The sequence below is a fragment of the Marinobacter denitrificans genome, assembly GCF_008795955.1.
Lineage (GTDB): Bacteria > Pseudomonadota > Gammaproteobacteria > Pseudomonadales > Oleiphilaceae > Marinobacter > Marinobacter denitrificans.
Map to the genome: position 1 here is coordinate 137,908 of NZ_VMHN01000005.1, position 21,309 is coordinate 159,216.

The 21,309-nt window shown below is 57.2% G+C and carries 22 protein-coding genes; 12 read left to right on the top strand and 10 right to left on the bottom strand.

Translation table 11 applies throughout. The features are described 5' to 3' along the window. Positions 1–35: 35 nt before the first annotated feature. The 5 genes from FO268_RS15355 to FO268_RS15375 form a co-directional block, all read right to left on the bottom strand. Positions 36–491 carry a c-type cytochrome gene (locus FO268_RS15355; protein ID WP_011784882.1) on the bottom strand — a complete coding sequence of 152 codons (456 nt, stop codon included), beginning with the start codon at positions 489–491 and terminating at the stop codon, positions 36–38. Beyond that, positions 484–1,338, bottom strand: a complete 855-nt coding sequence (locus FO268_RS15360) for a WD40/YVTN/BNR-like repeat-containing protein (RefSeq protein WP_150994166.1) — start codon at positions 1,336–1,338, stop codon at positions 484–486. The genes FO268_RS15355 and FO268_RS15360 overlap by 8 nt, the downstream gene beginning before the upstream one ends. A gap of 10 nt (positions 1,339–1,348) precedes the next feature. Next, positions 1,349–1,858, bottom strand: coding sequence for a DUF411 domain-containing protein (locus tag FO268_RS15365; RefSeq protein ID WP_008173723.1), 510 nt, complete (start codon positions 1,856–1,858; stop codon positions 1,349–1,351). Between the two features lie 99 nt (positions 1,859–1,957). Beyond that, a complete protein-coding gene (locus FO268_RS15370) occupies positions 1,958–2,242 on the bottom strand; it encodes a hypothetical protein (protein WP_008173724.1) in 285 nt (94 codons plus the stop codon). 111 nt (positions 2,243–2,353) lie between these two features. After that, positions 2,354–2,737, bottom strand: coding sequence for a hypothetical protein (locus FO268_RS15375; protein ID WP_008173725.1), 384 nt, complete (start codon positions 2,735–2,737; stop codon positions 2,354–2,356). Positions 2,738–3,007: 270 nt separating this feature from the next. Between FO268_RS15375 and FO268_RS23230 the strand changes: the two genes are divergently transcribed. Continuing rightward, positions 3,008–3,139, top strand: coding sequence for a hypothetical protein (locus FO268_RS23230; protein ID WP_263645069.1), 132 nt, complete (start codon positions 3,008–3,010; stop codon positions 3,137–3,139). 24 nt (positions 3,140–3,163) lie between these two features. Here FO268_RS23230 and FO268_RS15380 read toward each other — a convergent pair whose 3' ends face one another. Together FO268_RS15380 and FO268_RS15385 are read right to left on the bottom strand one after the other, a co-directional pair. Next, complete coding sequence (locus FO268_RS15380; protein WP_150994167.1) at positions 3,164–4,738, bottom strand: multicopper oxidase family protein; 1,575 nt, start codon at positions 4,736–4,738, stop codon at positions 3,164–3,166. Beyond that, on the bottom strand, positions 4,738–4,959 hold the full coding sequence (locus FO268_RS15385; RefSeq protein WP_150994168.1) for a hypothetical protein: 222 nt from the start codon (positions 4,957–4,959) through the stop codon (positions 4,738–4,740). Before FO268_RS15385 ends, FO268_RS15380 begins: the two co-directional genes overlap by 1 nt. A 171-nt stretch (positions 4,960–5,130) precedes the next feature. Between FO268_RS15385 and FO268_RS15390 the strand changes: the two genes are divergently transcribed. From FO268_RS15390 to FO268_RS15405, 4 genes are all read left to right on the top strand, one after another. Then, a complete protein-coding gene (locus FO268_RS15390) occupies positions 5,131–5,532 on the top strand; it encodes a MerR family transcriptional regulator (RefSeq protein ID WP_036206275.1) in 402 nt (133 codons plus the stop codon). Positions 5,533–5,601: 69 nt separating this feature from the next. Then, a complete protein-coding gene (locus tag FO268_RS15395; protein ID WP_150994169.1) occupies positions 5,602–8,088 on the top strand; it encodes a heavy metal translocating P-type ATPase in 2,487 nt (828 codons plus the stop codon). A gap of 31 nt (positions 8,089–8,119) precedes the next feature. Beyond that, complete coding sequence (locus FO268_RS15400) at positions 8,120–8,305, top strand: hypothetical protein (protein ID WP_091704931.1); 186 nt, start codon at positions 8,120–8,122, stop codon at positions 8,303–8,305. Continuing rightward, on the top strand, positions 8,283–9,032 hold the full coding sequence (locus FO268_RS15405; protein ID WP_091704929.1) for a TVP38/TMEM64 family protein: 750 nt from the start codon (positions 8,283–8,285) through the stop codon (positions 9,030–9,032). The genes FO268_RS15400 and FO268_RS15405 overlap by 23 nt, the downstream gene beginning before the upstream one ends. A 33-nt stretch (positions 9,033–9,065) precedes the next feature. Here the strand turns inward: FO268_RS15405 and merA are convergent, their stop codons facing one another. From merA to merT, 3 genes are all read right to left on the bottom strand, one after another. After that, positions 9,066–10,472, bottom strand: a complete 1,407-nt coding sequence (gene merA, locus FO268_RS15410; RefSeq protein WP_091704926.1) for a mercury(II) reductase — start codon at positions 10,470–10,472, stop codon at positions 9,066–9,068. An 86-nt stretch (positions 10,473–10,558) separates the two neighbouring features. Beyond that, entirely contained in the window at positions 10,559–10,855 is a 297-nt protein-coding gene (gene merP, locus FO268_RS15415; protein WP_011784884.1) for a mercury resistance system periplasmic binding protein MerP, read from the bottom strand. Positions 10,856–10,869: 14 nt separating this feature from the next. Next, entirely contained in the window at positions 10,870–11,220 is a 351-nt protein-coding gene (gene merT, locus FO268_RS15420) for a mercuric ion transporter MerT (RefSeq protein WP_011784885.1), read from the bottom strand. Between the two features lie 73 nt (positions 11,221–11,293). Here merT and merR point away from each other — a divergent pair, with 73 nt between their 5' ends. The 7 genes from merR to FO268_RS15460 all read left to right on the top strand — a co-directional run bounded on the left by merR (position 11,294) and on the right by FO268_RS15460 (position 21,123). Continuing rightward, positions 11,294–11,734: an Hg(II)-responsive transcriptional regulator gene (gene merR / locus FO268_RS15425; RefSeq protein ID WP_011784886.1), complete on the top strand. Its 441-nt coding sequence runs from the start codon at positions 11,294–11,296 to the stop codon at positions 11,732–11,734. A gap of 1,319 nt (positions 11,735–13,053) precedes the next feature. Further along, positions 13,054–13,500: a MarR family transcriptional regulator gene (locus FO268_RS15435; protein WP_150994170.1), complete on the top strand. Its 447-nt coding sequence runs from the start codon at positions 13,054–13,056 to the stop codon at positions 13,498–13,500. 336 nt (positions 13,501–13,836) lie between these two features. Then, positions 13,837–14,769: a lipid A deacylase LpxR family protein gene (locus FO268_RS15440; protein ID WP_225316764.1), complete on the top strand. Its 933-nt coding sequence runs from the start codon at positions 13,837–13,839 to the stop codon at positions 14,767–14,769. 56 nt (positions 14,770–14,825) lie between these two features. After that, positions 14,826–16,079, top strand: coding sequence for an efflux RND transporter periplasmic adaptor subunit (locus tag FO268_RS15445; RefSeq protein ID WP_104416573.1), 1,254 nt, complete (start codon positions 14,826–14,828; stop codon positions 16,077–16,079). Beyond that, positions 16,076–19,243, top strand: a complete 3,168-nt coding sequence (locus tag FO268_RS15450) for an efflux RND transporter permease subunit (protein ID WP_150994171.1) — start codon at positions 16,076–16,078, stop codon at positions 19,241–19,243. Before FO268_RS15445 ends, FO268_RS15450 begins: the two co-directional genes overlap by 4 nt. Then, positions 19,233–20,669, top strand: coding sequence for an efflux transporter outer membrane subunit (locus FO268_RS15455; RefSeq protein ID WP_150994172.1), 1,437 nt, complete (start codon positions 19,233–19,235; stop codon positions 20,667–20,669). Before FO268_RS15450 ends, FO268_RS15455 begins: the two co-directional genes overlap by 11 nt. Beyond that, positions 20,653–21,123 (top strand): GbsR/MarR family transcriptional regulator, encoded by a 471-nt coding sequence (locus FO268_RS15460; RefSeq protein ID WP_150994173.1) that lies wholly within the window; start codon positions 20,653–20,655, stop codon positions 21,121–21,123. The genes FO268_RS15455 and FO268_RS15460 overlap by 17 nt, the downstream gene beginning before the upstream one ends. The last annotated feature ends 186 nt before the right edge of the window (positions 21,124–21,309 follow it).

Below are 21,309 nucleotides of genomic sequence, written 5' to 3' on the forward strand. Positions count from 1 at the left end.
GATTTAAAGGAGTGTTGTCTGGTATCCGTGAGAAGTCAGGAGGGGCTCTCGGCCTGGTTAATGTCCTGACTTTCGTTCTGTTGATAGCGGCGCTGGTCGTCTGTCCATAGTGTTCTCAGGTACTCGATCACCCACTGAATTTCCTCGTCGGTGAGGGTGTCCTCAAATGCTGGCATAGCCAGCCGATCTGTTTTGTTGAAGGGATGCCGCCATCCCTCGGCAATCATCCTGAACAGCATGGCATCACTGTGGCGCCAGGTGTGGCCGGTCTCATCGTGTGGTGGCGGGGGCATTTCGCCTTTCTCATCCGGTTTGTTCCAGTTGGCCGCACCTTCACCCTGCCATCCGTGGCAGGCGGCGCAGTATTGCTCGTAGATCTGGCGACCCTTGGCCACTTCGGTCGGCAAGCTGTCGCTGTTTGGTGGCGCGCCACCGGCCATCAGAAGGGCCGGGGCAACGAGCAAGACCAGCGGGACAAACCACTTATTCATGAACAGGCACCCATTCGCCAGAGGCGTTCCGCGAAAGCAGGTCTCCGTTTTCCGTGCCCACCACGAGTCCTTCCTTGGGTGAGAATGTCAGAGCGGTGATTGCCTGGGGTATTTCAAGGCCAACCCAGGTTTCGCCGCCGTCAGAACTGTGGTGAAGTTGCCCCTCGATCACGGCGTAGACGTTCTCCGGGGCAGAAGGATCGTAATCAATAGCAGTCACAGTCCCTCGTAATTCGCCGGCATCGCCCCAGAAGCAGAAACAGTCCATGGAGCGGGCAACGCCGCGGGTGGTGCCAGCGAACAGCCAGCCACTTTCCATACTGCCCGGCATATCCGAGTGCAGGAATGCCTGCACCGGCTCCCGGGGGCCACTGTCTACCTTCACCCATTCGGCACCGCCGTCCCTGGATCGGAACATGCCACTTTCACCGAGATAGACGTAAAGCGTTTCGGCTTGGGTGGCGTGGGCGGCAATCGCCGTGATTCCGAGATCCGGCAGGGTGTCATTGAGGGATTGCCAGCGCTTGCTGGCGTTGTCATAGCGCCAGATACCAAGGCCAGGCCCTGCCAGGTACAGACTTTCGTCCGCGCCCTTTGCCATGGACCGAGGGGGAGCGCCGGAATCGGACGGTGGCAGCGGGATCTCGGTAGTGCTCTGGCCTTCCACGGCAAGCAGGCCGCTATTCCGAAGCACCAGTAGGGCGCCGGAGGCGTCAGTCGTCAGCGCCTTCACTGCTTGGCCATCAGTCGCAGACTGGGCTTGAACCAGACCCGGCATGACGGCAATCAACGCGAACAGGAAAAGCCTGGAAACGCCAGAATTCAGGCGGTAAACCTTCGCTTTCATGGGGCTGACCTCAGTAATCCTTGTGTTCACGGAAAACACCCTGCTTGCCATTGGCGTTAAAAGCGATGACCTGATAATCGTCCTTCCGGCCGGTTTCCATGCCGGGGGTGCCATGGGGCATGCCCGGCACTGATAGCCCAATCGTATTGAACTGCGGGTCCTCAAGGTAGGCGACGATGTCATTGGCCGGCACATGGCCCTCAATCACCAGGTTTCCGATCAGCGCAGTGTGGCAGGACGCCATATCTCGGGGTACGTCGTACTTTTGCTTGATTTCATTAAGGTTGTTGGTTTCAACGATGCGGGTCTCAAAGCCATTGGCCGCGAGGTGCTCGGCCCAGTCCTGGCAGCAACCGCAATTGGGGCTTTTGTAAATGGTGATGGCCTGACCTGTCTTTCCACTCTCGGCTTGCGCAACCGATGACTGGTCAGATTCGTTGGTCTGGATGGCCAAGGTGGTGCCAGCGCCGATAACGACAGCGGCTATACCCGTATAAAGGGCGAGTTTCATGGTCTTCATGGAAAATCCTCGGTTGGAATCGCTTACATGTAGTGCAGGGCGCGGGGATGCACATGCGTCCCCGGCCCATAGCTTCAGTTCATGAGGGTGTCCAAATGGTTATTTGGTGCCGGTGTCTTTGTCTTTCATGCCATCGCCACCATGAGCCTGCATCATCTTCATGCACGCTTCGGTCATGGCTTTGCGGTCTTCTGGGGACATATCGGACATCATCCCCATCATGCCGCCCATACCCTCCATGCCTTGCGAGGACATCATGCCATTTTGCTCGGAATGTCCGGCCATCATGCCGGCTCCTTCGCCGTGGGCAACGGCAGAGAAGAGGGCAACACTGCCTGCCAGAACGGCGGCGGTTACGGTGAGGTTGATTTTTGAATTACGCATTTGATTTACTCCAGTTAAAGTCTCGTTACGGATGGACGGAAGTACGAGACTTTGTTGTAAGAATTAACGTTAAAGAGCTTGCCTCCTAGAGGCAAAAATCCGGGTTAAAACTCAGGAGTGGTGTTCTGGAGGGGGCGTAATAGAAGCCAGGAACGGATCCTGGTAGAAGGTTGATCGTGCGGTCAATACCGGGTGGGAGCCCGTATCGGTAAAACCGATGGAATCCCCCGGTAACAGGGCAACGCTGACGCTGACCCCGCATTTGATCAGCCCACTGGCGCTCGGGCAGGCCATGTCAGGGGCTGAGGCACAATCCGCTTCAGTGTCTGTTGAGGAGCCGGCGCTCTCAGCCTGAGCCATCATCATGGAACCACAATCCGGCATCGCAGTGTCCGCGTCGCTGTCCGCTATTTTGGACATAGCCAATGCCGGTCCGCTTATCACCAGAAGCAGTGATAGCAGCGCGGAAATAAATTGGCGGGTTGTTGCGGTCATCCTGATTCCAAGCACCAAGCTGTAAAGGTTCAACGCTGTGACACACAGCTCGACTTTCAGTTCACCAAATCCTAGCAGTTTTTATTTCAATGACACAACGCCATCGATATCCAAAGGCTCAAGGTGAATTCACTTTGACCATTCTGACAAAAGTCTTGACCTTAAACCGTGCTTCAACGTTATTTTCTCAAAAATGCTCAACTGCAACTGTTTACCGCATAAGCGGTGGAAATGAGCAACCAACAACCACGGTAAAAATGAGGGACGATAATGAGAGGAGGACCGGTGGGTTTGCTGACAGGGCCACGGCGTTGGTGGTTGTTTGGCGCCTTCGGGGTCATCGCGGGACTCACCTTTGGCTGGGAACAGCTGGTGATATTCGGGCTCGGTGACAACGGTTGAGCAGACCAAGGAGACTGGTAGCGCTTAGCTTTGCACCTGAAAATAGCGCATCATCCCTGCATCCTCATGTTCCATGTTATGACAGTGGTAGATGTAAAGGCCGTCAAAGCGCTCGAATTTCATCGCCACCTGAACCGTTTCACGAGGCATAACCAGAACCGTGTCGTGCCAGCCACTGTCTACCAGGCCCTGCTGTAGACTGTCCGAGTTGCCGCCTCGTCGCCCTACAACGTTGAATTGCAAGCCATGAATATGCATCGGGTGAGGCATCGGTGTGCTGTTGTGGAATTCCCAGATTTCCGTGTCACCAAGGCGGACTTTTTCGTCATCAGCAACATTCATTCCGTCAAACCGCCGGCCATTCATGGCAAATCCCCGCATCATCACCGGGCTTAACTCGAAGGACCGGATTCGCGTATTGCTGTTTACCGGTATTTTTTGCCGCTGCACACCTAGCTGTGCCGGTAAAGGTTCGCTGGCCTTTAATGACTTGGACACCTCCAGCCTGGCCAAGGGGAATCGGCTGCCAAGGGGCAGGGCGTTGCTGCCCATCATGCCCATTCCGTCCATCATACCTCCGCTCATCATGCCTGCCCGGAAACGGTCACTGATAAGCTCCAGCGTATCACCCGGCTGGAACTCGGAAAGATCGACCCATATATCAAGCCGCTGAGCCGGAGCCAGCACGGCGTAAGGCCTGTCTTCCGGTTCCTGAAGAAGGCCGCCGTCTGCACCGATAACGGTGACAGGTCGCCCGTCGCTCCAGGCCAGTTTGTAGATGCGGGCGTTGGACCCATTGAGGACTCGAATTCTGTAGGGGCGGGTGGCAACCTTGCGGGTGGTTGGAGGCGCCCCGTTAGCCAGCACTCTATCCCCCAGAAAACCGTGCATACGGTCCATCATGGACCCCATGCCACGGCCCATGTAAACCAGTTCATTGTTACCAGCAAAGGTGCGGTCCTGAAGCACCAGCAGCAGCTCGTTATCGCCCGACGGCAATTTGAGGTCCGCTTCTTCCTCGTCTTCAACGATCAGGAGTCCGGCCAACCCTGCGTAACTTTGAAATCCTACGCGACCACCTTGCTTGCCGTGGGCATGAGAGTGGTACCAGAACAGTCCGGCCCGGTCCAATACCTCGAAGCCAACAGTCATTGTCTCGCCTGGGCGGATCGGTAGTCTTGGCTGTCCGTCTACGTCGGACGGCACGTGAAGTCCGTGCCAGTGGACGGTGGTGTCCTCTGGCAGCTCATTGTGAATATGGATTTTGACGGTTTGGCCGCGGCGTAGCCGGATCGTTGGGCCGAGGTAACTGTCCGGATTTTCGGAGACTGTGTTTTTTGGACCTTTCAGCAATTCCGCCCTATAGCGCCACACTTCACTGGGGGCGCCCGGAAGTATGGGCACCGAATCGGGCATGGCGTAAAGATTCAGTTCAACATCGTATTTATCGGAGTCAAGGCCGAGCGTTTTCGATCCACTCGTTTTTACCTCTCCATCACACCCGGTAAGCAGAAGTCCCGGCGACAGCGTGAGAAGGACGCCGGTGCCCGCCACAGCCTGAAGGACTGTTCGCCGATGGACACTTTTACTCCGGTTCATCACTTATTCCTCAGATATTTAATCAGTGCCAAAATCGCGAGTATCAGGAGCACAACCAAAAGAATCATCACAATCATCATGAATAGCCCCATACCTCCCATGCCCTGCATCATGTTGCCCCCCATCATGCCTTCTCCCATGCGCCCGGGCTCATCAGCGAATGCAAAAAGGGACAGGAAAAGTCCCACAACCAGCGTAGATAGCCTCTCAAATACCTTCATTACAGTGTGTCTCCGTATTTTTGCCCCACTTGATTTAAAAAACGGGGGACCTTGGCCCAGTTTGGTGCATCGCCCCCGATCTGACAATGCATGAAAAATACCTTGACCTTAAAGTTTACTTTAAGGTTATGGTTAGGATAAGTCATTGACCACTCGTTTTGAGGTGCAGGAATGAAAACGTTCAATATCGGCGAACTCTCTGAAAAAAGCGGCGTGGCCAGCCATGCCATTCGCTTTTACGAGCGGGAAAATCTCATGCCAGAGCCTGCCCGAACCCAATCGAATTATCGTCGTTACCCCGAGGATGCGATCGCCAGGCTGCAATTCATCATCCACGCCAAGCAATGGGGTTTCACCCTTGATGAGATTCGCGAACTCCTGATGCTTCAGGACGCCAATGGCGACCGCGCCGAGGCCAAGCGAATTGCAAAGAAGCAACTGGAAAAAATCCGGCATCAGATTCAGAGCCTGTCCCGCATTGAGGCCGTCCTGTCGGAAACCCTGGAGGAATGCTCCGGTGAAGGACCCATGGACGGCTGCCCGATTGTCGAAGCCATAGCCCAGCGAGGGTGACGCTGCCAGTTGCCTGCGAATGAACTGATTAAAGGCACGGAGTTAGCTGTGCCGAGGAGCCAAACGGGTATGCAACGAATAGAGATTCGTGTTGATGGAATGTCTTGCGCTTCGTGCGTCGGGCGGATTGAAAAGGCGCTCATGGGTCAGCGCGGCGTTGCGGAAGCCCAGGTGAATCTGGCGACCGGAAAAGCCACCGTGGAATTTGATCAGCCCGCGACGCCGGCCATGCTGATCGACTCGATTAAGGAGGCGGGTTACCAGCCACGGGTACAGTCCGCCGACATTCCGGTCATCGGCATGACCTGCGGCTCCTGCGTATCCCGGATTGAGTGGGCATTGAATAAGCAACCCGGTATGGTTAAGGCCAGCGTCAATCTGACCACCCAGAAAGCGTTTGTGGAGTTCCTGCCTGACACCTTGTCAGTGCCGCGAATTCATCGGGCTATCCGCGATGCGGGGTATGAACCTCAGGAGCCGGACGCCAGTAGCGAAACGGAAGAGCAGGACAGGGAGGGCATCGACCTCCGCCGGAAAGTGATTTTCGCTGCAGCGCTGACTATCCCGGTAGTTCTGATTGCCATGGGTAAGATGGTCCCTGCTCTTGAGGCTTTGTATGTCAGTGTCTTACCCCATCGGGGGTGGATGGCTATTGAGTGGCTCCTGACCACGCCGGTGTTGTTTTATGCCGGATTGAGGTTCTTCCGGTCCGGGTACACTGAATTGCGCCATGCCAATCCTGGCATGAACAGCCTGGTTATGATCGGCACCAGCGCTGCCTATTTCTACTCCGTCGCAGCACTGTTGGTTCCAGGATTCTTTCCCGCCGGTACCGCCGAAAGCTATTTCGAGGCAGCGGCAGTAATCGTGACGCTCATCTTGCTGGGCCGATACTTTGAGCACATCGCAAAAGGCCGGACGTCGGAGGCAATCAAAAAGCTTCTGCAATTGCAGGCCAAGACCGCCCGAGTCATTCGGGACGGGGAAGCCGTCGAAGTGCCCATCGAAGCCGTGGTACCTGGTGACCGTATCCAGGTGCGCCCGGGAGAGCGGGTTCCTGTTGATGGCGTGGTGGAGGAAGGCCAATCCTACGTGGACGAGTCCATGATCAGCGGCGAGCCCGTTCCCGTGGCCAAACAGAAAGACGCCGAGCTGGTGGGTGGAACCATTAATAAGAACGGTTCCCTGACGTTCCGGGCTACGAGGGTCGGTGCGGACACCGTTCTGGCACAGATCATCAGAATGGTGGAATCGGCCCAGGCTGATAAACCCCCGATTCAGGCGCTGGCCGACAAGATAGCGGGAATTTTCGTTCCCATTGTGATTGTGCTCGCGATTCTGACGTTCATCACCTGGTTCAGCTTCGGGCCCGAGCCGGCCCTGTCCTTTGCCTTCGTCACGACGGTCAGCGTACTGCTGATTGCTTGTCCCTGCGCGATGGGACTGGCTACGCCAACAGCCATTATGGTCGGAACCGGTAAGGGCGCCGAAATGGGGGTGCTGTTCCGCAAGGGAGCGGCTCTGGAGACATTGTCTCGGATGGACACCATCGTCCTCGACAAGACCGGCACCCTGACCCGGGGCCAGCCTGAGCTGACGGATTTCATTCTGGTGGAAGGCCGCGAGGATGAAGTCCTGGCCTGGGTTGCGGCTGTGGAGACCGAAAGTGAACATCCGATCGGGGAAGCCATCGTCAAAGGTGCAAGGGATCGCGGGCTCACGTTGCCCGCGACCAGTGAATTCCAGGCGGAGCCGGGCTATGGCATTCAGGCACAGGTGGCCGGACGCCGGGTCAATGTGGGCGCGGACCGTTATATGCGCCGCCTCGGTATCGACCTGGCCAGCGTCGCCGACAGTGCCGTGTCTCTCGCTGAAAAAGCCAAATCCCCGCTGTATGTTGCCGTCGATGGCCGCCTCGCCGCACTGATTGCCGTGGCCGATCCTCTCAAGGACGGCTCGATGGAAGCGATTGCCGCGCTCAAGGCTTCAGGGCTGAGTGTAGCCATGCTCACCGGTGATAATCGCGCCACGGCCGAAGCTATTGCGCTGCAAGCCGGCATCGAACGGGTGCTTGCGGAGGTATTGCCGGACCAGAAAGCGGCCGAAGTGAAGCGCCTGCAGGAAGAAGGTGCCCGGGTTGCTTTTGTGGGTGACGGTATCAATGACGCACCGGCCCTGGCGCAAGCCGATGTGGGTATCGCCATCGGCACCGGTACCGACATTGCCATTGAGGCCGGCGACGTGGTTCTGATGCGCGGCGACCTCCGAGGCATCGTGGATGCCGCAGCGCTCTCCCAGCGCACCCGCAAAACGATCCTCGGCAATTTTGTCTGGGCCTACGGATACAATCTGGCACTGATCCCCGTGGCCGCAGGTGTTCTATTCCCGTTTACCGGTTACCTGCTCAATCCCATGCTGGCTGCGGGTGCTATGAGCCTTTCCAGTGTATTTGTGGTGACCAATTCCCTCCGGCTGGGCCGGTTCAAATCCAATAGCGGAGACTCTGCGGCTAGCAATATCAGCGAAAGCGGAGCCGCACAGGCCAGCGTCTCGTAAGAGGCCTGGCACACAGAATCAGGAGATTGACATGATGACAAATGAGGCATGCATGTTTGGAATGGCGGGAATGGGGTTGATATCCCTTTTGCTCATCGTCGCCCTGGTACTTGGCGTCGCAGCCCTCGGCAAGTACCTGCTTTCGAAAAACAGGGACGATTCTGGACGCGCGAGTAAGAACGCCAGAGGAGATTATGACTACCACCCTGAAGCATGAATTTCATCGGGTACCCATGGCAAGTATGGGAGTTAGACCGAACGCAAAAGCAAAAATAGTCGGGGTTATGCTCTTGCTGGCTGCACTGGCTGCGATCTATTGGGTCATGCTGGAGACCGGAGCATTGACCACCGTGACCAACAAGGCGGCCTTGTCGGAATGGATTGACCAACTGGGGTATTGGGGGCCGGTGGGTATCATTGGCCTGATGATCACGGCCATTGTCCTGAGCCCGATCCCCAGCGCCCCGATCGCCATGGTTGCCGGTGCAGTCTATGGATCGCTATGGGGAACAGTCATCGTGGTTATCGGTGCTGAAGCCGGCGCACTGATCGCTTTCGCCATTGCTCGATCCTTGGGGTACGACGTTATCCATCGCTGGAAGCGACTACGTCCGGTATTGAATTGGCTTGGCAAGGAACGCTCTCAGGGCGCATTGATGCTTGTCATTTTTACATCAAGGTTGGTGCCTTTTATCTCCTTCGATGGGGTCAGCTATGCAGCGGGCCTGACACCACTCGCGTTCTGGCGCTTCGTGGTCGCAACGCTGGCCGGTGTTATTCCGACAGCCTATCTGATCACTGCGTTTGGTGGCTTGCTCATGGCCTCTGAGTCCGGGGTGGTGACGGTGCTTCTGATTCTGGTCAGTGGCATTACCCTGTTACCGATTGTTGCCAAGCTGCTCATGGCTCGCCTAAGGCACCAGAAAGCGTCCGAACTTGCATGATAGAGGTTGGGTTGAAGGCGCCTTGGCAAATACTCATCCCGCACAGCAGGACAGCTGTTTCACGTCTTTGGTGAAGGTTTGCGCGCAGAGCTTGAGGCCTTCCACCATGGTCAGATAAGGAAACAGTTCATCGCCGATGTCCTGCACGGTCATCCGTGACCGAAGTGCAATGACTGCCGTCTGGATCAGTTCACCGGCTTCCCCGGCTACCGCCTGCACCCCCAGCAAGCGTCCCGAATCGCGCTCGGCCACCATCTTAATAAAGCCATGGGTGTTGAAATTCACCAGCGCTCGCGGCACGTTTTCCAGATCCAGCAGACGGGTGTCCACATTGTAGCCCTGCTTGAGCGCTTCGGCCTCTGTCAGGCCAACTGTGGCGACCTGAGGATCGGTAAACATCACCCCCGGCATGGCGCTGAGATCCAGGGTGGCCTCGCCTCCCGTCATGTTGACCGCAGCCCGGCTGCCCCCGGCAGCGGCGACGTAGACAAACTGCGGCTGATCGGTGCAGTCACCGGCGGCATAGACACCGGGGACCGTGGTTTGCAGTTGCCCATCTACCTGAATCGCGCCACGGGAGGTTTCCACACCGATGCCCGCCAGGTTCAGGTTTTCGGTATTGGGTATCCGGCCGGTCGCCACCAGCAGTTGATCAGTTCGTAAGGTACCGGCATTGGTCTCGATAACGAATTCATTGTCGGTATAGTCCACACGGCTGGCCTGGGTCTGCTTGAGCACCTCGATGCCCTCGCGCCTGAACGCCGCCTCTATGGCCTCACCGACGGCGGGTTCTTCACCGGATAGCAGGTGGCTGCGGGCCAACACGGTGACCTTGCTATCCAGCCGGGCGAACGCCTGGGCCAATTCCAGGGCAACAAAACCGGCGCCGATAACGATCAGCCGTTCAGGCACAGTAATTAATGCCAGCGCACTGGTGGAGGTGAGATAAGGCGTCTCAGCCAGCCCCGGTATCGACGGCTCTGCGGGACGGGCGCCAGTGCCAATAAAGGCGCGATCGAAATGGACGTTCTGCTCGCCGCCCTCGTTCAACTGGACCACCAGGTTATTGGCATCGACAAACCGGGCTTCACCGTTCAGGACCGTGATTGCCGTCTGGTCGCGCAGAATCCCTTCGTACTTGGCGTCGCGCAGTTCCTCGACACGCGTCTGCTGTTGCTGAAGCAGGTTCGCCCGGTCCACCTTCGGTATCTGGGCGCTGACGCCCCCGTCAAATGGGCTCTCCGTGCGCAGATGCGCGATATGCGCGGCACGACTCATGATTTTCGACGGCACGCAGCCGGTATTCACGCAGGTACCACCAATAATGCCGCGCTCGATCAGGGTGATGCGGGCGCCGCGCTCCGCGGCCTTCAGGGCAGCCGCCATGGCTGCGCCGCCGCTACCAATCACAGCGATATGCAGGTTTTTGTCACTATTCATTCCGAGTTCCTTGAATTACTGGGGCATTGTCACGGCAGGCGCCGAGTCGCGTGTAACAGAGGGCGCTTGGAGTCCTTTATCACAACTCACTTACTGTCCGTTTCCAGGGATTTCAGGGTGGAGGGATAGCCGACATCGCCCGTTGCCTGGGTTAAGGCTTCCACCGATGTTCGTGTGTCGTCAAAGGTAATCACGGCTTCTCGATCCGGATAGCTCACGTCGACTTGTGAAACACCGTCCACCTTGTTCAAGGCCAGCTTGATGGTAATGGGGCATGCGGAACAGGTCATCCCCGGAACTGAAAGCGTCACTGTCTGCATGGCGGCCCACGAGGGCATGCTGAGCAGGGCGAAAAGCAACGTCATGGCAAAGCGCATTTTCATGGGACAATCTCCTTTCAATAAAACAGAGGAAGAGCATAGGGAAACAACAGGGCGACCAGTATCAGTGCCGTTACTGCCCAAAAGATCACCTTATAAGTCGTTCGCACCCGTGGTACGGCACACACTTCACCGGGTTGACACTGTTCCACTGGCCGGAAGATTCGACGCCAGGCGAAGAACATGGCCACCAATGCAACGCCGATGAAAATCGGGCGGTAAGGTTCAAGAGCCGTGAGGTTGCCCATCCAGGCACCGGAGACACCCAGCGCGACAAGTACCAGCGGTCCGAGACAGCAGGCCGAAGCCAAAAGGCCCGCAATACCTCCCGCAGCCAAGGGGACACGCCCCGATTTGGAATTCGGCATAACGCTGACACCTTTCATGGTTTCATTCGATGAGATAAGATTACTTCCGTAGTCAGCTACGGAGTCAAGGGGTATGCCGGATAAAGCGAATTCATTGACCATCGGTGGCCTGGCTAAGGCTGCCAACGTCCATGTCGAGACAATCCGCTATTACCAGCGGCGACGTCTAGTACCGGAGCCGGAACGTCCTCCAGGTGGTATTAGGCGCTATGGTCCAGCTGATATCGAGCGGTTAATGTTCGTGAAAACGGCTCAGCAGCTGGGCTTCAGTCTTGTCGAAATCAGTGACCTGCTACAACTTGAAGATGGCGCTCACTGCCAGGAGGCCAGCGCTCTGGCCGAGCACAAGTTGCGGGACGTGCGTGAGAAAATCGACCAACTGGGGAGAATCGAGAAGGTACTGGGCGAGATGGTTGAGCAGTGCCATGCCCATCCGTACAATATTACCTGCCCATTGATTGCATCATTGCATGAGGGGGCAGTGGGGGGGAACGATCAACGTGAAAGAACATGATTTTCACTCGACTGAGGGCTCGAGGGAGAGCGGATGTTTTATCCCCGGATAGTCCCCACACCCAAGCTTCTGAGGAACTTATGTGCGCCGCCAACATCTTACTCTGGTAGCCGAATTGGCGGATACGGTGATGGAGCGTGTCTGTTTGCACTTCCGCCAATGTAGGTTAAAGTGGGCGACTATCTTCCCACGCGGAAGATGTTTTAGCTGTTCTGTAATCAGGATATCAGTGCGATGACCACACGGCTTATGGGACTGGCAGTACTACTGCTCGTGGCTCTTCTCCCCGTTGCACAGGGAGTTGCCGCGACCTCTTTTGAAGCGGAACCCATGGCCGAGGCTTGTGTCATGTTGCCAGACACCCAGGTGATGCATGACTGCGCCGGGCTCAATGCCGAGGGCAGCTGCAGTAGCCCGTGTTCAACGTCCCATGTCGGGAAATCTGCAATTAGAGACTCGGTAGTGCTGTTATCTTCCCCCTGCCCGAAAGGCTATTCTTCTCATTCCGGCCGTGTACTTTCTGGCCCAGACCCCTTTCCTCCCAAGTAATCAACAGTCTCCTGAACCTTTGATTACCAGAGGCTTTCGCTTCGAGTGCCTGTCGTTTGGCCTTGCGCGGTAGACCATCACGTAGGCAGCTTTGCTGGTGATTTTATCGACTGATGAATACATGAAAACGGGAACGTATCTGTGATGTCATTCTATCTGGAATACCCGGTGCGCGGCATGACCGTGCTCTGCCATAAGCTTTCGATGGCACTTTTTTTGAGTTTATTCGCTGCCTTGGCCTCGGCGTCACCACCAATGGAGGGTTGGCAGACAAACGTGAAAAATAGCCCAAAAACACTCCCAACCTATTGAACTACCGTTTTTTTGGTCACCCGAACCCGAGTTCATGTCATTCTGACCGATAAAAGTAACTCAGCCTTGTTGTCGGCCCCGCAGACTCTACTCGACTGGGGACTGACCTTAGCTGATGCGGATGGCCTGGAAGACGCCGTGCCGAAGACCCGGCTGGTGTCGAGTGAAGATGCTACGGTGTTGTGGGGCGCTCGGCACCAGCTTTTTAAAAGCCGGTCGCCGGTCACGACAGACAGCAAGGGTGTCTGCCAGGGCGACAATACGCTGAGGGCCTCCGGTCTCTGAAGAAGCGAGGAGTTACCTGTCTCAGTGGAAGGAGAAGTTCCTTAGTTGGCCTCGGAATCCACGTGATGTTGCATATTGATCTGGTGCAAACCTGGCTAATGTGTAACTGACGCTTGTCTATATGATTAGCTTGCGATTTACTGTTACTGAATCATCAATAGCAGGACAGTTAGATGGACCCACAAACCCCTCGAGATCAGTTTCCTTTCACCAATGCCCGGGTAGCAAGACGCTGGCGCAAGTTGCTGGATGAGCGCCTGAAAGACCTGGGAGTTACCCAGGCTCGCTGGTTCACCATGATCTGCCTGCAGCGTGGTGGTGGAGGATTGACCCAGCGGGAGCTAGCCCGCTTGATGACCATCGAGAACCCGACATTGGTCCGCCTGCTTGACAGCCTCGAGGAGCAGGGTCTGATTGAGCGCCGGCCCAGTGAGCGTGATCGGCGCGCCAGGCTGCTTTATCTTACCAATGCCGGTGAGCACTTTATGAGCGAACTGAATGAGCGGGCGAATGTCTTGCGAGAGGAGATGCTGAAAGGCATTGAAAATACCGACCTGGAAGTCGCCCTGCGTGTTTTTGAGCGGGTTATGGAAAATTCTGCCAACCTCAAAAATACCTGAACCCGAAACATTTTTCAGGCGCGAGCGACAAGATTAGAACTGGAGCGTTCCGCACATTCCACCGGCACAGGACAGTTCCATCACGGCTAGCTGTCAATCATTACTTGTGTTACGTTTAGTTTATACTGAACAGATTGAACAAGTTGTGCGGACAGCCGTCTCATCATTTCTGGCCGGCGACCAAAAAGTCGCCGTACGGAAGGTATGTCAGCATCCGGGAGCAAGTTCTTTTACATCCGGTTCAACCCAGCTTTGGCAGAGGAATCTTCAGTGAAATCTGGATGTTGCAGAAAGCGTTACCGGAATTGGTGCTCAGGTCTGTTGCTGGGTTCTCTTGTGACATCAGCTTCCGCTGAAGGCCTGCTGTCCCTGAAAGTAGAAAATGATGCGTTTTCCGCCGGCGGCGATGGTCAATATACCAACGGCGTAGAGGTGATCTGGGCTTTTGAGCCCCCTGATCGACATTGGAGCCGCCGTCTTGCGGACGTTATTCCCGGCTGGTCTGGCAGTAGTCTTGCCGGCGCAACATATCGGCTAGGACAACAGATGTATACGCCGGAAGATATAGAGGTTGAAGCGCTTATTAAAGATGATCGTCCCTATGCCGGCCTTTTGTTTGGTGGGATTTCGCTACTAAGCGAAAGGGAACACGGTGGTTTGCGTTTGGCAGACAGCCTGCATATCGACGTGGGCATCGTAGGCCCGGCCTCCGGCGCTGAGGTGGGTCAACGAAATTTCCATGAACTTATTGCGGCAGACAAGCCGAGGGGTTGGGATAACCAGCTTGATAACGAGCCAGTTATCAATTTCGGTTATGAACGTGCCTGGTTTATGAAGCAAAACTTCTCTGGGCTGACCATTGAATATGGGCCGTCTGCCGGGTTTGCGCTCGGCAACCTGTATACCTACGCTTCCGGCGGCCTGGGGTTTCGTTTGGGAGAGGGGCTTGATCGTAGTTTCGGCATTCCGTCAGTCGCTCCTGCACAAGGCGGGCAATCCTCTTTTCGGCGGGATCAGGGCTTTAGCTGGTACGTCTTCGCTGCCGTTGAAGGGCGCTATATGGCACACAACCTGCTGCTCGACGGCAACAGTTTCGAGGACAGCCACTCCGTTGATAGTCGCGAATGGGTTGGCGACGCCCAGGTGGGTGCGGCATTGACCTGGGATCGCTGGCAGATCGCTTACACCTACCTGTGGCGAAGCGAAGAATTTGAGGAAAAGGACGGCGTCGATCAGTTTGGATCGATCGTTCTGTCTACCTGGTTATAAACGAAGGCATGGATCGAACGGTTTTTGAGTCTTTGGCCCATTCAGAGGTTAGTTATATGGAAACAGAGAAGAGTTTGATGGTGCGTCTATTTGGGGCCCGCATGCTGCCCATGTGGTTGGCGGTTCTTTTGCTGGCTGGTTGTGACAACTCCTCCGGTCAGACAAAGGCTGAACGGTCTGCGCCGCCGCCTCCAGAAGTCGGCGTTGTTGAGGTGCAGCCGCAGCGTGTGAATCTTTCAATGGAACTGCCGGGCAGAACCGCCGCTTACCGTATCTCGGAAGTGAGGCCGCAAGTCACGGGCATTTTGCAGGAGCGCTTGTTTGAACAGGGCGCCCAGGTCAAAGCAGGTGAGGTCCTCTACCAGATCGACCCCAACCGATACCGTGCTGCCCATCAGCGGGCCCAGGCAGAACTGGAGCGCGCACAGGCCGAATTGCGACAGGCGCAGCGGGAGTGGGCACGTACGTCAGACTTGTTTGAGAAGAATGCGGTCAGCAAGCGTCAACGTGATGAAGCGCTATCGGCCTTGGAGGCAGCCCGGGCGGATGTCTCCCGATCCCAGGCGATGCTCGAAACGGCGGGTATCGAGCTGGCGTATACCGAGGTCAAGGCTCCCATCGCCGGGCGCATTGGCCCGACACTGTACACGGAGGGTGCGCTGGTGACCGCCAATCAGCCCCAGGTCCTGGCGCGCGTGGTGCAGCTTGATCCCATGTATGTCGATATTCAGCTACCGGTCGAAAAACTGGCTCGAATTCGGTCGTCTCTGAAGGAGGGCGCTGCTTCTGAGGCCGGCCCAAATGAAGCCGAGACTGTTTTGTTGCGCGAAGACGGTACCGTCTATCCCCACAGAGGTCGCGTTGACGTTACGGATGTTACCGTCAACCAAAGCACGAGTTCCGTCACTGTGAGAGCCGTTTTTCCCAATCCGGACGAAGATCTCCTGCCAGGAATGTACGTGCGCGTTCGTCTGAGTGAGGGAATTCGGGAGAACGCCATTCTGGCGCCGCAGCAGGGCGTGAGCCGTAACCCGCAAGGAGAGGCCACCGCGTTGCTGGTCAACCCGGAGGGTGAAGTTGTCGCCCGCCAGTTAGAGGCAGAGCGGGCCATTGGCGCTTTCTGGCTGGTGGAAAAGGGGCTGGAACCGGGGGATCGCCTCATTGTCTCCGGCCTGCAAAAGGTTAGGCCAGGAGCCAAGGTGAAGCCGGTTGCCGCAGATATTCCATTACATCCCCCCCAAAACCAGCAAGCCAGTGGCACGAATAATCCGAAGAAGAACGCCTCCGACGACGAGGGCACCGCGCAATGATTAATTTCTTTATTTCCAGGCCCGTTTTTTCCTGGGTTCTGGCCATTGTCGCCATGCTGGCGGGTATCATGGCGATCTTCGTTTTGCCGGTCCAGCGGTATCCGTCGGTGGCACCGCCGGCGGTGGAAATTCAGGCCGATTATCCTGGCGCCTCGGCGGACACCGTGTCCAATACGGTGGTTCAGGTCATTGAACAAGAGATGACGGGCCTCGACAATCTGCTCTATATGGGGTCGACAGCGGATTCCTCAGGCCACGCTACGGTTACTCTCACCTTTGCGGCGGGCACCGATCCGGACATTGCCCAGGTCCAGGTACAGAACAAGCTCAAACTGGCGGAACCCCGACTCCCGGAAGTGGTGCGCCAGCAGGGGATCAGCGTCGAGAAATCCAGCACCAGCTTTCTGATGGTAATGGCATTCGTCTCTACCGACGGTCGTCTCAGCAAGCTGGATATCGCCGATTTTATCAGCTCCGAGTTAGCCGAACCCATCGGACGGGTAACCGGTATCGGCAGTGTGCAGGTTTTCGGCTCTGAATATGCGATGCGGATTTGGCTGGACCCTTCGGCGTTGACCAATTACGGCCTGACCGTCGCCGACGTGAGCGCCGCCATCGAGGCGCAAAACGCCCAGGTCACCGCCGGTCAGCTCGGCGGGCTGCCCGCAGTCGAGGGCCAGCAGCTCAATGCCACGGTCACCGCCCAGACCTTGCTCACCTCAACCGAAGAGTTCCGCAACATCCTGCTCAAGAGTATGCCCGACGGGTCCCGGGTGCGCCTGGGGGATGTTGCCCGCGTTGAGCTGGGCGGCGGTGCAGTCCAGATTGACACTTTCTACGATGGCGAGCCGGCTGCCGGCCTTGGCATCAATCTGGCGCCGGGTGCCAACTCGCTTGCGGTCACAGAGGCTGTTAAAGCGCGGCTCCAGGAGCTCGAGCCCTATTTTCCCGAAGGGGTGGAGATTCGGTACCCCTACCAGACGGCCCCTTTCGTGGAGGCCTCCATCGACGCGGTGGTCACAACCATCATCGAGGCAATCGCCCTGGTGGTCTTGGTCATGCTCGTATTTCTCCAGAGTTGGCGGGCTACCCTGATACCAGCGATCGCAATCCCGGTGGTGCTGCTGGGCACGTTTGCGATCATGGCGGCCTTCGGCTTTTCCATCAACATGCTCACTCTCTTCGGTCTCGTATTGGCGATCGGCCTTCTGGTGGATGACGCCATCGTGGTGGTGGAGAACGTCGAGCGGGTGATGCATGAGGACGGCCTGGGCCCGATGGAGGGGACGCGTAAGTCCATGGGGCAGATTGCCAGCGCGCTGATTGGCATCGGTGTGGTGCTGTCTGCTGTTTTTATTCCGATGGCCTTCTTTCCGGGCTCCACGGGGGCCATCTATCGACAGTTTTCTTTGAGTATTGCCGGTGCCATGGTGCTTTCGGTGCTGGTGGCTCTGATTCTGAGCCCCATGCTGTGTGGTCGGATACTCAAGCCCACGCACGAAAGAACCTTGCTGCAAAAGCTGTTCGGCTGGTTTGAAGCAGGCCTGGGGCGGCTGACCCGGGGCTATGTCCGGCTGGTTGGCCATACGGCGCGCCACGCCTGGCTCTACACATTGGCGTTCCTGGGCATCGTCGTCCTGGTGGCCGTTCTCTTTGTGCGGTTGCCCGGCGGGTTCCTGCCCGCGGAGGACCAGGGATTCGCCGTGGTGCAGTATCAGTTGCCCGCGGGTGCGACCCAGCAGCGCACAATCGATACCATTGAGGTTATCGAAGATTACTTTATGGAGCAGGATGAGGTGCAGGGCCTCTTCACAATCGCTGGTTTCAGCTTCGCTGGCCGGGCGCAGAACGCGGGACTGGCGTTCGTCAATCTCAAGCCATGGAGTGAGCGCGATCCCGAGACGCAAAGCGCCGGCGCCATCATTCAGCGGGCGAACCGGGCGCTTGCCGGGCTGGTGCGTGATGGGCGGGCTTTTGCTTTCAATTTGCCACCGATACCGGAATTGGGGCAGGCCCTGGGCTTTGAATTGCGTTTACAGGATCGGGGTGCCATCGGGCATGAAGCACTCATGGCAGCGCAAGGTCAATTGCTGCAGTTGGCGGCCGAAAGCCCCGTGCTGGCGAGTGTGCGTCCCAACGGTTTGGCGGACAATCCCCGCTACAAAGTGGACATTGATCACGAAAAGGCACAGGCCCTTGGCATAGAGCTATCCGAGATCAGTCGACTTCTGTCGGTGACCTGGGGCTCGCAATACGTTAACGATTTTCTCCATGAGGGGCGGGTCAAGCGAGTCTATGTTCAGGGTGATGCCCCTTTCCGGATGCTGCCTGAGGATTTTGAGGCGTGGTATCTGCGAGCCGGTAACGGAGAGATGACCCCGTTGAGCGAAGTGACGAACGGACGCTGGGAGTATGGCTCACCGCGCCTTGAGCGTTTCAACGGTGTTCCGTCCCGCCAGATTCAGGGTGAGCCGGCACCGGGGTACAGTACCGGTGAGGCCATGGCGGAGGTCGAACGTTTGATCGCTCAACTCCCGGACGGTGTGGCCGGCGCCTGGAGCGGCCTGTCCTATCAGGAGCGCCAGGCTGGTGCCCAGGCATCCCTGCTTTACGCGCTGTCGGCACTGGTGGTGTTTCTGGCGCTCGCCGCGCTCTACGAAAGTTGGACCATACCCATTTCCGTGATGCTGGCGGTGCCCTTGGGCGTACTCGGGGCGGTACTTGCAGCGATGGTTCGCGGGCTTCCTAACGACGTCTTCTTCCAGGTTGGCATTCTGACCACCGTTGGTGTGACTGCGCGCAACGCTATACTTCTGGTGGAGTTCGCCCGAACACTCGAGGAGCAGGGAATGAAGCTGATTGAGGCAACCAAGGAAGCGGCGCGAGTGCGCTTGAGGCCGATTCTGATGACATCGGTTGCTTTCGGCATGGGTGTGTTGCCGCTTGCTTTCGCCAGTGGAGCCGGGGCAACCACGCGTATTGCGATAGGAACGGCGGTTCTCGGCGGCATGATTTCGGCAACGATACTGGCGACGTTCTTTATTCCACTGTTCTATGTGGTGGTCCGCCGTATCACGGATTTTCTGAGTGGCTCCAGAGACCAGGATGACTCGGCTGCGGCCGCTCCCGGACGTGCAGACGGAGGTGTGGCTGATGACCGTTAAGGTATTGCTGGCCACTGTGATGGCGTTGTCACTTGGTGGCTGCTCACTCGCGCCGACTGTTGAGAAACCCGAGCCGTCGGTGCCGGAAAACTGGTCTTCCGCACGACTTTCGGCGAACGAGAAACTCCCCCTGGATTGGTGGCGTGGCTTTGGCGATCCGGCGCTTGTCACCCTTGTTGAAGAGGCGCTTGGTGCCAACAGCGACCTGCAACTTGCTGCTGCCAGGGTCGCCGAAGCACGGGCGCGCCTTACCGGGCAGCAGGCGGAACAATATCCGCTTCTGGAGGTAGAGGGCTCTGCGGTGCGCCAGGGGCCGAGTGAGGAGGTGGTCAACAGCGCTGGTGGTGGTCAACCCTTCAACGATATCCAGGTCGGTGGGGTGCTATCGTACGAGCTGGATCTTTGGGGGCGGCTTGCGAATGCCAGCGAAGCAGCCCGGGCGCGTCTCCTGGCCAGTGCAGCGAATCGCGAGGCCGTGCGACTAGCCGTGATTGGTGAGGTAGCCAATGGTTACTTCAATTTGCGTGCGCTTGATCGTCAGATCGACATCACCGAACGCACCGTGTCATCCCGCCGCGAATCGGTCGCCCTGCAACGGGCCCGGTCCGAAGGAGGCGAGGTTAACGAGTTGGTCCTGCGGCAGGCTGAAGCCGAGCTTGCAGCCGCTGAATCCGAACTTCCGAGGCTTCGCCAGCAGCACGCCCTTCAGCGAAACGCCTTGGCAGTGCTTCTGGGGCGAGATCCACAACAGATTGTACGGAGTGATATTTCCGTAGCGGATACCATTGGTGAGATGAATGTTCCGGGCAGCGTCCCTGCCGGCCGGCCGGCGGATCTGATGGTCCGCCGACCTGACATTGCGGCAGCCGAACAGGAGTTGATAGCGGCCAACGCCGAAATCGGTGTTGCCCGGGCGGCGTTCCTGCCCAGGATTTCGTTTGAGGGCCTGCTGGGCCTGCGAAGTGCCTCCGGTGGCGACTTGTTCCAGGGCTCCGCATCCACTTGGCAGTTGGGCGGCTCGTTAGTCGGCCCGTTGCTGGACTTTGGGCGTTCCGAGGCACTGGTCAATCAGGCGGAGGCGCGTCAACGCCAGGCCCTGATTGCGTATCGTCAGGCCATTCAAGTGGCGTTTCGGGAGGTGCTCGACGCTATGGCCGGGGTGCGTGGTACCGAAGATCGCTTGGAAGCGCAGGCCCGGCAGGTAGCAGCACTGCGAAGCACAACTAAACTTGCGCGATTGCGCTTTGAGGGGGGCGCGTCCAGTTACCTGGAGGTGCTGGACGCTGAACGAAGCCTGTTTACAACCGAACTTGATCTCGTGGAAACGCGGCGTGATCAATTGCAGTCAACGGTTAATTTGTATCGAGCTCTGGGCGGGGGTTGGCAGAGTTCGTTACAATCTTCTGATTATGCAAACACTGACTGATTCAGACAGGCGTTTTATTGAGCGCCTCGGTCTTCAGGCTCAATCTGAAGGCTTTTCCCGCATCGCTGGCCAACTTTGGGCGACACTTATCGTGTCGGATGGTCCCGTCAGCTCATCGCAGCTTGTGGATACGTTGCGCGTCAGTAAGGCGAGCGTCAGTACGAATACGTGCTTTCTTGAAAGACTCGGCATTGTTGAACGTCGAACAATGCCGGGTGAACGCCAGGATTTTTTCGCGATTCGTCCCCATCCTTACGCTGCCTTGGTGGAAGGGCAGATAGAACGGCTCGAGGCCAGAAAGGAGGTGATTGCCGAAGCCAAGGCAACCATTACCAATGAACAAACGCTTGCCAAGCTGACTGATCTCGATCAGTTCTACACTCTGTATTATGAGAGCTCCAAAGACCTTCTGAAGCAGCTGAAATCTCAAGTCCGAGGTCATAAAACAAAATAAAACCAAAGGAGTAGGCTCGAGCTTCATCCGGGCCTGAATGAAACGCTGGCTATGTCAGAGCAACCCCCGTCGGTGTTACTGAAAGGAGGGCCTGGACCGTTCTCACCGTTTGGAATGCCTTGTCAACGGTTCTAAACAAAGCAGGCTCGTCAATTTGTCTCTTGCAAACCTACCTACTGATAGGTA

Bases quoted from the DNA above. Each gene is read 5' to 3' on its own strand.
- FO268_RS15355 (WP_011784882.1), bottom strand. From the start codon at position 491: ATGAATAAGTGGTTTGTCCCGCTGGTCTTGCTCGTTGCCCCGGCCCTT.
- FO268_RS15360 (WP_150994166.1), bottom strand. From the start codon at position 1,338: ATGAAAGCGAAGGTTTACCGCCTGAATTCTGGCGTTTCCAGGCTTTTC.
- FO268_RS15365 (WP_008173723.1), bottom strand. From the start codon at position 1,858: ATGAAGACCATGAAACTCGCCCTTTATACGGGTATAGCCGCTGTCGTT.
- FO268_RS15370 (WP_008173724.1), bottom strand. From the start codon at position 2,242: ATGCGTAATTCAAAAATCAACCTCACCGTAACCGCCGCCGTTCTGGCA.
- FO268_RS15375 (WP_008173725.1), bottom strand. From the start codon at position 2,737: ATGACCGCAACAACCCGCCAATTTATTTCCGCGCTGCTATCACTGCTT.
- FO268_RS23230 (WP_263645069.1), top strand. From the start codon at position 3,008: ATGAGAGGAGGACCGGTGGGTTTGCTGACAGGGCCACGGCGTTGGTGG.
- FO268_RS15380 (WP_150994167.1), bottom strand. From the start codon at position 4,738: ATGAACCGGAGTAAAAGTGTCCATCGGCGAACAGTCCTTCAGGCTGTG.
- FO268_RS15385 (WP_150994168.1), bottom strand. From the start codon at position 4,959: ATGAAGGTATTTGAGAGGCTATCTACGCTGGTTGTGGGACTTTTCCTG.
- FO268_RS15390 (WP_036206275.1), top strand. From the start codon at position 5,131: ATGAAAACGTTCAATATCGGCGAACTCTCTGAAAAAAGCGGCGTGGCC.
- FO268_RS15395 (WP_150994169.1), top strand. From the start codon at position 5,602: ATGCAACGAATAGAGATTCGTGTTGATGGAATGTCTTGCGCTTCGTGC.
- FO268_RS15400 (WP_091704931.1), top strand. From the start codon at position 8,120: ATGATGACAAATGAGGCATGCATGTTTGGAATGGCGGGAATGGGGTTG.
- FO268_RS15405 (WP_091704929.1), top strand. From the start codon at position 8,283: ATGACTACCACCCTGAAGCATGAATTTCATCGGGTACCCATGGCAAGT.
- merA (WP_091704926.1), bottom strand. From the start codon at position 10,472: ATGAATAGTGACAAAAACCTGCATATCGCTGTGATTGGTAGCGGCGGC.
- merP (WP_011784884.1), bottom strand. From the start codon at position 10,855: ATGAAAATGCGCTTTGCCATGACGTTGCTTTTCGCCCTGCTCAGCATG.
- merT (WP_011784885.1), bottom strand. From the start codon at position 11,220: ATGCCGAATTCCAAATCGGGGCGTGTCCCCTTGGCTGCGGGAGGTATT.
- merR (WP_011784886.1), top strand. From the start codon at position 11,294: ATGCCGGATAAAGCGAATTCATTGACCATCGGTGGCCTGGCTAAGGCT.
- FO268_RS15435 (WP_150994170.1), top strand. From the start codon at position 13,054: ATGGACCCACAAACCCCTCGAGATCAGTTTCCTTTCACCAATGCCCGG.
- FO268_RS15445 (WP_104416573.1), top strand. From the start codon at position 14,826: ATGGAAACAGAGAAGAGTTTGATGGTGCGTCTATTTGGGGCCCGCATG.
- FO268_RS15450 (WP_150994171.1), top strand. From the start codon at position 16,076: ATGATTAATTTCTTTATTTCCAGGCCCGTTTTTTCCTGGGTTCTGGCC.
- FO268_RS15455 (WP_150994172.1), top strand. From the start codon at position 19,233: ATGACCGTTAAGGTATTGCTGGCCACTGTGATGGCGTTGTCACTTGGT.
- FO268_RS15460 (WP_150994173.1), top strand. From the start codon at position 20,653: ATGCAAACACTGACTGATTCAGACAGGCGTTTTATTGAGCGCCTCGGT.